This window comes from Alteromonas sp. 5NW40-0090, from assembly GCF_057552975.1.
Map to the genome: position 1 here is coordinate 178,012 of NZ_BAAJLT010000001.1, position 12,038 is coordinate 190,049.

8 protein-coding genes are annotated in these 12,038 nt (G+C 42.6%); 5 read left to right on the forward strand and 3 right to left on the reverse strand.

Annotated elements, in window-relative coordinates; genetic code table 11:
* Positions 1-262 precede the first annotated feature (262 nt).
* On the forward strand, positions 263-1,054 hold the full coding sequence (locus AC27KT_RS00795) for a cytochrome C assembly family protein (protein WP_014997800.1): 792 nt from the start codon (positions 263-265) through the stop codon (positions 1,052-1,054).
* A 175-nt stretch (positions 1,055-1,229) separates the two neighbouring features.
* Positions 1,230-2,522: an HlyC/CorC family transporter gene (locus AC27KT_RS00800; RefSeq protein WP_487126587.1), complete on the forward strand. Its 1,293-nt coding sequence runs from the start codon at positions 1,230-1,232 to the stop codon at positions 2,520-2,522.
* A 26-nt stretch (positions 2,523-2,548) separates the two neighbouring features.
* Here the strand turns inward: AC27KT_RS00800 and AC27KT_RS00805 are convergent, their stop codons facing one another.
* The gene (locus AC27KT_RS00805) at positions 2,549-2,743 is read right to left on the reverse strand and encodes a hypothetical protein (protein ID WP_014997798.1); all 195 of its coding nucleotides are present in this window, start codon (positions 2,741-2,743) and stop codon (positions 2,549-2,551) included.
* A gap of 121 nt (positions 2,744-2,864) precedes the next feature.
* The gene (gene sixA / locus AC27KT_RS00810) at positions 2,865-3,380 is read right to left on the reverse strand and encodes a phosphohistidine phosphatase SixA (protein ID WP_487126589.1); all 516 of its coding nucleotides are present in this window, start codon (positions 3,378-3,380) and stop codon (positions 2,865-2,867) included.
* Between the two features lie 171 nt (positions 3,381-3,551).
* On the opposite strand from sixA, the gene AC27KT_RS00815 reads away from it, so the two are divergent.
* From AC27KT_RS00815 to AC27KT_RS00825, 3 genes are all read left to right on the forward strand, one after another.
* Entirely contained in the window at positions 3,552-6,299 is a 2,748-nt protein-coding gene (locus AC27KT_RS00815; protein WP_487126591.1) for an insulinase family protein, read from the forward strand.
* 399 nt (positions 6,300-6,698) lie between these two features.
* On the forward strand, positions 6,699-11,249 hold the full coding sequence (locus AC27KT_RS00820) for an EAL domain-containing protein (RefSeq protein ID WP_487126593.1): 4,551 nt from the start codon (positions 6,699-6,701) through the stop codon (positions 11,247-11,249).
* A gap of 308 nt (positions 11,250-11,557) precedes the next feature.
* Positions 11,558-11,725 carry a hypothetical protein gene (locus tag AC27KT_RS00825; protein WP_487126595.1) on the forward strand — a complete coding sequence of 56 codons (168 nt, stop codon included), beginning with the start codon at positions 11,558-11,560 and terminating at the stop codon, positions 11,723-11,725.
* Between the two features lie 99 nt (positions 11,726-11,824).
* Here AC27KT_RS00825 and AC27KT_RS00830 read toward each other — a convergent pair whose 3' ends face one another.
* Positions 11,825-12,022 (reverse strand): hypothetical protein, encoded by a 198-nt coding sequence (locus tag AC27KT_RS00830; protein WP_474809048.1) that lies wholly within the window; start codon positions 12,020-12,022, stop codon positions 11,825-11,827.
* Positions 12,023-12,038 lie beyond the last annotated feature (16 nt).

The window sequence follows — 12,038 nt, forward strand, 5'->3', positions numbered from 1 at the left end:
GCATTGTAACGTAAAAGCGAACGGTAACGTACCCACAATTGCGGTTAAATTTTTAAACTTTTGCGTTAAGGGTTGTCGAAATTTGATGTACGAATTTCGAAGTCGATATGGAGTAAAAATTGTCCTTCCTTGCTCCTATACCCACACTAAAAGTGGGTGTGAAACAAACAAAATCAAGGAGATGGTTGAATTTACTTGCAAGTTGCAGTATCAATACCGACTCAGTCGGTGAAGACGTCACCTACCTATTACAGGACGCATCATGAACACCCTTTTCGCCATTTCTGCTGCTTTACTCTACGCATTAGCTGCGGCAGTACTTATTGGCAAATTCGTACACCAAGACGGCCCGAATAAGCGATTAGGGCTATCTATCGCTAGTCTTGGGGCAATTGCACATATCGCTTTTCTCACCAAGGTTATTATTGTCGCGCCTGGGCAAGACATGAGTGTAACCAACGTGCTTTCATTAGTGTCGTGGATAATCACCGTTTCCATGCTTATTTTTGCCCGTGCCATCCCCAATCTTATTCTACTCCCTGTAGTGTTTGGTTTTGCAAGCCTTACGGTACTTGCATCACAGTTTATTCCTGTGTCGTACATCATGCATATTGAGCTACAGCCAGGCTTGGTTATCCATATCAGTTTGTCATTATTTGCCTACTGCACTTTGGTCATTGCATTCCTATACGCACTGCAAATGTCCTACATTACCTACCGGCTAAAGCAAAAAGGTGCTGCGCTACTACATTCATCACTACCGCCTTTAATGCTTGTAGAAAACATTTTGTTCAAGCTGCTGCTTGCGGGAACTTGTCTACTAACCGTCTCACTAATTAGCGGGTTTGTTTTCTTAGAAGATATGTTTAACAAAACTTACGCGCATAAAACGGTGCTATCAGCGGCCGCTCTGGTTGTTTTTCTCATTCTTTTGATAGGCCAGAAACTTCGAGGTTGGCGCGGGCGACAGGTTATTGTGATGACAGTCTTGGGTGTGACGCTATTGTCCCTTGCCTATTTTGGCAGCAAATTAGTTCGCGAATTTCTTCTTTAAAACTTCCGTTATTTATTGTCGAGTTCACTGCCGGGCTTGCTTTTTACGCGGCTCGGCGGCGCTTGTCACTTTTTGGTGCTATCTAGTTAATTAGGGGCATATCAGCAATTTTCCCTTGAAACTCGCACCTCAAATCAATACATTTGAAGCCTAAGTTAAGACAGGAACCCATTAATTGGACGACATATCAACGAGTACGCTGTTTATCGCGCTCGGCGTACTCATATTACTATCTGCGTATTTCTCTAGTTCAGAAACTGGCATGATGTCGATTAATCGTTATCGACTCAAGCATTTGCAAGGAGAAGGCAACCGTTCAGCTATACGTGTTGCTAAGCTTCTGGAACGACCAGACCGCCTTATCGGCCTTATTCTCATCGGCAACAACTTAGTTAATATTGCAGCATCCTCGCTTGCAACCATACTTTGTATTCGTTTATTCGGTGACTATTGGGGGCTGTTTGCGGCTACCTTTGGCTTAACGCTGGTCTTACTTATTTTTGCAGAAGTAACGCCGAAAACGCTGGCTGCACTGTATCCAGAAAAAGTGGCATTTCCGAGTTCCATTATTCTGCTTCCACTACTTACCTTGTTGTACCCTTTCGTGGCAGCGATTAACGGTATCACAAACGGTATTCTAGCTTTACTAAGAATTAGCCCTGCAAGTGGAAGTGACGACTCGTTAAGTCGAGAAGAGTTAAGAACCGTAGTTTTTGAAGCTGGTGCCATGATCCCGAAGCGACACCAAGATATGTTGGTAAGTATTTTGGACTTAGAAAGCGTAACGGCCGAAGATATCATGGTGCCGCGTGCTGAAATTTTTGCTATCGACATTAACGATGACTGGAAGAAAATTCAGAAAGCGTTAACCCATGCTCAACATACCCGTGTTTTATTATACCGAGACAGTGTCGATGATGCAGTAGGCTTTGTGCATGTGCGTGACGCCCTGCGCCTTCTATCAAAAGACCAGTTTACTAAATCGAGCTTGCTTCGTGCAGTTCGTGAGATTTACTACACACCTGAATCTACACCACTGCACACATTGATGTACAAATTCCAAGCCGAAAAAGAGCGCATCGCATTGGTTGTTGATGAGTATGGCGACATCATGGGCTTAGTCACGCTTGAAGATATTCTTGAAGAGATTATCGGTGATTTTACAACGAGCATGGTTCCAGACCACAGCAAAGAAGCACACGTTCAGCAAGATGGCTCGGTACTGGTTGATGGAAGCGCCAACGTACGAGAGTTGAACAGAGAAATGGATTGGAATTTGCCGACTGAAGGTCCCAAAACCCTTAACGGTCTGTTGCTTGAGTATCTCGAGGATATTCCTGAGAACAAGGTAAGCGTGCGTTTGGCGGGTTACCCATTAGAAATTGTAGACATTTCAGAAAGCATGATAAAAACAGTTAGAATCATGCCAGAATACTACGTGCCGCCAAGAGAATCGAATAACGACTAAACTCCTAAGGCTAGCAGTTTCAAACGCTAGCCTTTTGCTTCATCAGCGAGTCGCTGCGCTCGATTTGCCAGCGCTCTCGCTTTCGCAGCAGCGACTTTATCTGACAACTCAGATAACTTGGCAATAATATCCTGCGTCTCCTCATCTTCACGTAAATCAGCCTCCGCCATATGCGATTGCAATGAACGCTTAAGGAGCTCAGGAATAGATTTGCTGTCCATTTCCCAACCCTTCAATAGAATAAACTTTGACACTCTCAAAGATGCTATCGACCGAAGAGAAAGATACTTAACTACTAATTGTTCAGTTTTTACAAAATTGGGGATGAATCAACTATACGCATTAGACGCCTTGGTAGTGGGTAACTAAAGTGCCTTTGTGCTCGTTCAATGAATACTTGATAACAGCAATTGATGCTGTAGAAAACAAGCTAGTAGTGTAAGACTGGCAAAGTTCATCTACCAGATAGCTAACCAGCGGCATGTGACTCACCACTAACAGTTTTTTGATTGGCTTTTTTGAATTAACCGCCGCATGAAGAAGTCCATCAATATAGTCACTGACCAAACGAGGGGAGCCCTCTGGAACAATATCTTCATTGCTTTCCACTTTGTCCGCTATTATGTCTAATGACACCATGTCGTGGGTTTGTTTGGCTCGCCGGTATGGGCTAACAAGCGCTATATCGACACTACCTTTCGTGCAATATTGGTCTTTCAACCATAGTGCAGCTGACTTAGCTTGCTCTCGTCCCAGTGACGTAAGCTGCCTACTCTTGTCATCGAGTCTGGGCGCTTCTGCTTCACCGTGACGCATAATGAAAAGATAAATGTCGTCGTTGCTACTTTGACCTGACATAACATTGCGCATAGTATTAATGAAAGTACGCTAACGATATCAGAGAGCTGATTCTACGCCTAGCGCTAAACTATGAATAATGAGAATTTTCGACCATTATTTAAGGTTTAGTGAAGATTATCTTAATAGACGCTCCAGCAGTAAGGTGCCTTTTATCAAATATGAGACGATGTGAATAACACAATAAACCTAGAAGACGCGCACCATGTTACTTTACCTAACGGGCTACGCGCTATGTTATGTTATACGCCTGAGGCAAGTGAGTCGTTTGTTTCTATGGCGGTAAGAGCCGGGCACTTCTACGACCCTGATGATTGTCAGGGGTTAGCTCACCTGTTAGAGCATATGCTGTTTATGGGAAGCCGTCATTTACCCAAGCCTAACGCAATAAATGGTTTTATTGAGCAGCATGGGGGCACGATAAACGCTTGGACAGGCACCGAGTATGCAAACTACCATTTCAACTGCAGCGGTGACGCTATTGCGCAAACCTTGCCCGCCTTCGCTGATATGCTTAGACAACCTTTGTTTGAAGACGAGGCGCTAACTAACGAAATCAAGAATATCCATGCAGAATTTGAATTCAAAAAGAAAGACGACCTGCGTCGACTTTATCAAATTCACAAAGAAACCTGTAATCCTCAGCATCCCTTTGCTAAGTTTTCAGTAGGCAATAGTGATACCTTTTCTCAACATGGATGCGCCGCGCTTAAACAACGTCTTAAAACACTTCATCAAACCTATTACTGCGCAAAAAACATGTGCTTGTGTATCGTCAGTACTATGCCGCTCCCACAGCTTGAAGCATTAGTGCACCAATGTTTCGGTAGTCTGCCACAAGGTGAATTGGCAGCTGATAATTGGCCACAGCTTTACACCGATAATGAGCTAGGAATACAGATAAACATTCATCCACTGCAGTCAGCTAAGCGAATGATAGTAACGTTCGCCCTACCCGCTTTGCAGAATGACTACAAAACAAAACCATTGAACTATATTAGTCATTTAATTGGGGATGAAGGTGAAGGAAGTTTACTTGCCTACCTTAAAGAAAAAGACTGGGCGCTGAACCTCATTGCTGGCTCAGGTATAGAAGGAGACAGCTTTAAAGACTTTAATGTGAGCTTTCAGCTGTCGCAAAACGGGCTCGACAATAAAGATCGTGTATTAGAGGCACTTTTTAGTTATATCTCAGTAATTCGAGACGCTTCTCATGAGGACTGGCGTTTTCACGAGAAATCGAAGTTAAATACGCTAGCCCTTGAGTACGAAGAAAATATCAAGCCACTTAGCTTGGTTACTGAATATGCGCAGCACCAGTTTATTTTTGGTCCAGACGAATTATGCAAACTGCGTTCTACCATAGGAAGCTATGATAAAAGCGTCATTGAACATGCTTTGTCCTATTTCACTCCAGACAACATTCGTCTGAAAGTTATTTCGAAAGACGTAAAGACCACACAAGTTTGTGCGTTCTACGAAGCTGAATACAGCGTAGAGAAAATTGATGCTGCGTTATTACAAAAACTATCTTTGCCTTCACCTATAAGTGAATTACAGCTTCCTCCACCCAACCCTTATTTAGCAAACGAGTACAGCCTTATACTGCCTGAAACAGGATTTAACATTCCTAATAAGTTAGTCGATGCGGGCGGTTACCGGTTCTGGTTTGCGCAAGACCAGCAGTTCCACAGCCCTAAAGGCGATATTTATATTTCTTTTGACGCTGCAAAATTTTCTGACTCTTTACCGTCTGTTGCCGCCAAACGCATTTGGCTTGGCGCTTTAAATGATCATTTGCAGGCAAAATATTATCGAGCTGAAATTGCCGGTCTTCACTATCGTATATATGGCCATCAAGCTGGTTTTACGCTTCACACGCGAGGCTTTACTAACCAGCAAACCTTTTTGGCCAAAGAACTTCTCGATGCTATACTTGATTTTGTACCCGACGAAAGAGCGTTTGAGCATCACAAAACGCTGCAGCTCCAAAGCCTTCACAACTCGCTATTGAACAAGCCAACCAACCGTTTATTTTCTAGGTTAAGCGTGCTTATTCAACGCAATACCCAGGCTCCAGTAGAACTATTAGATGTGATAGACACTATTTCTTACGAGCAAATGCTTAATTTCAGAACCCGTGCTTTTGAACATTATTTTATTGAAGCATTTATTCACGGAAACTGGGCGAGTGAAGAAGCAAAAGCCTTTTCAGCAAACCTACAAAAACAATGTAAAAATGCAGGTGGTGGTCCACTATCACGTGCCGTATCTAAGCTTCCAGTAGACGGGACACTTTATCATGAAGTGCTGTGTAATCATGACGATTCAGCGGTTGTGCTTTATCTACAGGCCCCGTCCCCAGGGTTAACCGATACCGCGTTATGTATGGTATTAGAGCAAATGCTAGCCGCTCCATTTTTCAATTCGTTACGTACAGAACAACAACTGGGCTATATCGTCGGAACGGGCTATGTTCCACACAATCAGCACCCCGGCATGGCGTTTTACATTCAAAGTCCACAGTGCAGTCCCAAACACTTGTTAGATGCGATGACCGATTTTTTATTTCAGCAATTAAACGAAATAGAATTCTACCGCTTCTATTGGCCAACTATTCAACAAAATCTCATAAAGCAGCTAGAAGAACGCGACCTTACCCTTTCGATGAAGTCTCAGCGATTATGGGTGAGCTTAGGTACCCAAGATTTAGGTTTTAATAGAAACGTTAAGCTTGCCGAGCGAGTGAAAGCGCTGAGTTTTGAAGAAATTCAAGATTTTGCACACCAACTCGCTAAACGCGAACGTTGCGGAGAACTGGTTCTGTTTTCAAGAGGAAAGTTCGAAGCAATCTCAACCCAAGGGAAACGAACTATCAACAGCATTTCTCACTTTAAGCAAGAAATCCCGTACTACTAACCAACGTATCACTAATAGCATAATGTTAAACACAACCGGCGATTTGCCTGTCTATCCACGGAACGTTTAGCATCTTGTTTACGCGATAAGTATACCGCGCTCATAAATAGCCAACCTAAAAAGTAACTAGCAACACCGCCTGTTCTTTCAACATCTTGTGGAAAACAAACACTAACCTGCAATATAGCTAGAATATAAACGTCAAGTTTTTGACCACGGAGTCGATAAATAGACACCGAATTGCCCCTCGGTTGCTTAATAAGTAACCCATCATCCCTGCTATCTCTAAAAAGTCCTTGTAGAGACTCGGTTAATTCGGCATATTTATTATTCTGGTTGTTAGGGATGCTGCCAGTAAAATTAAAAAAATAATAAATGGCGTATGCCAAAGGTGTATAGGTGCGCTCAACCCTAATTTATTCAATGCTGCTTCTCTCGTTGGCTTTGTCAGGAATTATTTTCAATTCTGCAAAGGCGATTGAAGTTTCTGATCTTCACTTCACAGAATTAAATAAGCAACACGGCCTATCAGACACCGCAGTGTTAGACATTGTGGAAGACCATATGGGGTTTATTTGGCTAGCGACGTCAAATGGCCTCAATCGCTACTCGGGTTATGACGTAAAGCAATACCACCCGTCAGATGTTGATCCTAACTCCCTGCCTTCAGGATACATTCAAACACTCTTTGTCGATTCTGAAGGACTGCTGTGGGTCGGCACCCATTCAGGGCTAGCTCTCTATCAGCCTGAGTCAGACAGTTTTAAAGTCTTCGATAAAGATAACTCGGTGATAAAGACAGACTTAATCTCTGCGATTTCAGAAGCGAACAATGGTGACATATTATTCGCTGGTAAAAAGTTTTTGTACCGCTATTCAAAACAAACTTCCCAAATAAGCGTTATCACACAAGTATTTAAAGAAGAGAGCTTTATTAAAGTGATTTTTGAAGAGGCTAACCGTATCTGGGTAGGGTCCAACAAGTTTGGCGCTGCGTTTATAGATACCGAAACGCTGGAAGTTCACGATACAAAAAAAGTCAACCCTTGGGGGGTTTCTTTAGATATACGTGCACTGCACGATATCGCTGTAATTAACGGCAATTATTGGTTAGCAACAAATGAGGGCCTAATCGTTTTAGCGTCTAATGGCCGCATTTTAAAGCGGATTCAAGGCGATGACTTGGGCGTTACCGAAGAAGTTAATTCTTTTTCAATCTCTGTAGTGGGTAAAGATATTTGGGTGGGTACTTACATTGGGCTTTTCCTATTGTCCGATGCTGCTGAAAGTTCTATCTCCCCTGATTACCGACCTGATTATCTGCATTTAAATTCAGACACTTATAGCTCTACTGGTATTCCATCTGCAATCGTAATGCGAGTGATTGAGGATCGCACCGGAGTAGTATGGGCCGCTACCTTTCACCGAGGTGCTTTTAAATATCACCCTGAATACGCCAGCGTACATTTTCAGCCTGTGTATAACTCTGATCGCCATAGCGACGATAATTTCTCTACTTTGTGGGGCTTTGCGGAAAGCAGCGACAAGACACTCTACCTAGTTTCTCAACAAAAAGGACTAGGCAAAATTTCTCGGGAAACGGGCAATATTACGTTTTTCGGCTTTTTCGAAAAAATGGACCCAGCCATTCATTATTGGGATATTGAAATTGACGGACAGGATAACATTTGGATTGCTTCGTCTACCGGATTACTTGTGCTCAAAGAAAACGGTAACAGCCTAGAATTAGTGCATGAGTATTTCAAAGGGTCTTTTATAGATTATATCTTTAAAAGCGATTCAGCCATTTGGGTTCAGGTAGCCGTTGGTTATGTATATTCAATAGATACTATTTCAGGCAAGGTTCAAGACATCAAAATATCGAATACGGCAATAACAGAAAAACCGGGGGATATGTTAGCCATCTTTCAAGATGGTAACAAAAACGTTTGGTTCAGAGCTGGTGAAAAACTTGTCATTTATTCTGTTAATGAGAGTAGAGTCATTCAAGTTTTGGACTCGTCAAACGGCATAAACTCTTTGGTCTATGGTGTAAATGAAACCCCATCAAGCTTATGGTTAACTACACGCTCTGACGGCGTTATTCAGCTTGATAAAAAGAACTTTGCTGTACTCAACAAACAAAAAAGAGACAACCAAAGTGGTTTTATAACTTCGACAGTAGCTGTAGGAAACAGCATCTGGTATTCAGATGCTAAAGGCGTCCATAAGGTTCATTTGCCGACACTTCGTGAAGCGGATAGTATTCCCAACGCTCAGCTTGAATTTAACTCTCTTGGTGAGGGCGCGGTGATTGCCACTGCTGACAAAACCATTTATTTTGGTGGCAATAAAGGCTTCGTTAAAATTTCAAAGCAAGCTATAAGCGCGAGTGACCAAGTTGAGCAAACTCTTTCCCCTCAACTTTACCAAGTTAGTGTATTTGGCTCGTTGGCAAAGGCCAGACAAAAGCAAATTGAAAGTGATGAAGCTTCGAACTATTTGTCGTTGAAAGAAAATATCACTTACGAAGAGCAGTTGGCGCTAAAACACGACGAAACCCGTTTTAGTATCTCTTTTGGGCTGGTTAACCCGGTTTATCCGGACCAAGTCACCTATCGTTACAAGCTAAATGGTTTTGAGAATGACTGGATTTATGTCGACAAAGAACGTACTGCTCAATTCAACAACATATCTTTTGGTAACTATATTTTTTCATTGCAGGCTAAAGAGCCAGGAAAAGCGTGGTCCGACAGCAGAGATTTAAAAATTACTATTGCGCGCCCTCCCTGGCTTCACAGCGTTGCCCTTGTGTTTTATTGTTTAATCGCCTTAGCGATACTTGCTTTTATTATTCGCCAGTACCAAATAAGAAAGGCAAATCAGCTTGCTATCAAGGAATCGGAAGAACGTTTAAAGCTCACCCTATGGAGCTCTGGCGATGAGTTGTGGGACTGGGACGTGTATCGAGGTCAGGTTTATAGGGCAAACACTTGGGGCACGTTAGATTTTCCTCAAGACGATATTCGTACCACCGGCGCTTATGATGCTAATATTCATCCTAACGACATTAATCGTGTTAAATCTGCGCTCAGAGAGCATTTAGAAGGCAACAGTGATTTTTATGAACTAGCCTACCGCGCTAAGACGTTTAAAAATCAGTGGATCTGGATCCTTGACCGTGGAAAAGTGGTAGAGCGTGACCATAATGAGCAGCCGGTGCGAATGACGGGTACGTTAAAGAATATCCACCACTTAAAAGAAGCAGAAGAACAACTGAACCTGTTCAAGCGCTCGATAGAGAATATTTCAGAAGGGGTATTTATTACTAATACCCAGTTCAAATTTATCAGCGTTAACAACGCCTACTGCAGCTATACCGGAGAAACCCGCGACCAAGCCCTTGCCAGCTATATGCATTTTCACTTGTACCCTGATGCATTTACCGAAGAAATCAAGAAAACCCTTAAATCTAAGGGCAACTGGTCAGGTGAAGTAGAGAGCGTACGTGTGAACGGCGAGCGCTACGAAATGGAGCTAAATATTGATGCCGTTCACGATGAAGACGGCAAAATTAGTCATTTCGTGGGTGTTTTCAGCGATATTACTTCACGTAAGAGCACCGAAAAAGAACTATTAAAGCTCGCGAACATCGACCCCCTTACCGAGCTACCTAACCGTTCGTTTTTCCAAGCAAGTCATCAAAACTTGGTGCGAAAGTCCAGCGCTCACTCCTTACTTTGCTTGGACATGGATAACTTTAAAAAGATAAACGACTCACTGGGCCACCAAACCGGCGACATTTTAATTAAGCAAATAGCTAAGCGACTACAGCGCATTACTGGTAAAAATGCCACCTGCTACCGACTGGGAGGTGATGAATTCAGTATATTGATGGAAGATAACGCAGATATTCATACGGTAACCCATTATGCACAAAGCTTATTAGATACTTTATCGCGCCCCTTTATTATCAATAAACAAGAGTTTGTGCTGGGCGCGAGTATTGGTATTGCCTTTTACCCCGATGACGGTGAGTCACCCCAAGAAATGCTTAAGAACGCAGATACGGCTATGTACTTTGCTAAAAACAACGGCGGCAACAGCTATCAGTTCTTCAGTGGTGAAATGAATCAAAATGCAGTGAGGCAGCTGCAAATTGAAAACTTAATCCGCCAAGGCATTAAAGACGACCTATTCACTGTTTACTATCAGCCTAAAGTGGATATTGCTTCGGGCAAGTTAGTCAGCATGGAGGCTTTAGTACGTTTTGAACACCCGCAAAAAGGCATAGTAAGCCCTGGGCAATTTATCCCGTTAGCAGAGCAAACAGGTCAGATTATTGAAATTGGTGAGCAGGTACTTCGCAAGGCCTGCGCCGATACCAAACGCTGGGTAAATCAGGGTTTGTTTAGCGGTCGTGTAGCCGTTAATATTTCGGCAAAGCAGTTCGAACTGCCAGACCTAGATGACAGAATAAACAGAATATTGAGCGATGTAGGTCTGTCACCACTGCATCTTGAGTGTGAGATTACCGAAGGCACGCTAATGGAAAGCCCCGAAAACGGCCTTCAAATGATGACGCGACTGCGTGAGCGAGGTATCCACTTAGCGCTGGATGATTTTGGCACAGGCTACTCTTCACTGGCGTATTTAAAACGCTTTCCGTTGAACACATTAAAAATTGATAAAGCATTTATCGATGATATTGCAAAAAGCAATGTAGATAGGCACATGGCTGCTGCCATTATAAATATTGCCCACAATTTAGGTCTTAAAGTGGTAGCCGAAGGTGTAGAAGAAGAGTCACAATTAGACATACTACGTCGCTATGACTGCGAAATGTTACAAGGGTTCCTATACAGCCGCCCATTAAACGCTGAACGTTTTGAAAAGCTGCTTACCGAAAATCAAAAGCTACATACACTATTAGGCAGTAGCCAGTACTAACGCCTTTAACTCCCCTTCAGCATTCTTTACTGAGGGGCATTTCTTACCCTGCTAACTACCTTCAAGCGGCAACCTAAGGCAAAACTCTTCCCTTTCAACCTTCGTATATTAGACTTTAGTGCCATTATTATGACGCTAGCTTTTAGCTCTATTCTTGGCATCTCCCAACAAAATCATAACCCACTGATTTAAAAGAATTAATTAAATACTTTAAATGTTGGCACGTAACTAGCTATGACTAGAGTGCCGGTAACAAATATAAAAAATCGGCTTTGTTTGTTCGTTCAAAAAAATCAGAGGAAATTAACATGTTAAAAGAGTACGCAGTTGCACTAGTACTTTCTACCGCTACCCCAGTTGCTGCCGACAAGCAAGAAGGCGCTAAACAAGCTCCTGAGTCACAAAAAGAAACTACAACTCAGACTGAGTATGTAAGACCTAAAACAGGTGGTGGTCACGGTGGTGTGGGCTTCTAATTTGAAGTTAAAACGATTTTCAAAAAAAGAGAGTATAAACTCTCTTTTTTTATATATGAAAGATAATAAGATAGGTGTATTGAGTGCACAACGCACAGTCTACGCAGAAATATAAAGATTATTAAACCCCACTGCATTGCGCCAGTGTATATGGCGAGAGATCGAGAACATAGGTAATAAGATTGGACCTAACGCAAAACCCGCTATTGCCCACTTCTTCGCATTCATTCCCCATTTAAACGCTTCTACATAAAAATATAGAGAAAAGATAACGCTTAATACTACGAGTGAAATCACACTGCCTCCGCCTGTT

Coding starts and splice junctions, on each gene's coding strand:
- AC27KT_RS00795 (WP_014997800.1), top strand. CDS start 263: ATGAACACCCTTTTCGCCATTTCTGCTGCTTTACTCTACGCATTAGCT.
- sixA (WP_487126589.1), bottom strand. CDS start 3,380: ATGTCAGGTCAAAGTAGCAACGACGACATTTATCTTTTCATTATGCGT.
- AC27KT_RS00805 (WP_014997798.1), bottom strand. CDS start 2,743: ATGGACAGCAAATCTATTCCTGAGCTCCTTAAGCGTTCATTGCAATCG.
- AC27KT_RS00825 (WP_487126595.1), top strand. CDS start 11,558: ATGTTAAAAGAGTACGCAGTTGCACTAGTACTTTCTACCGCTACCCCA.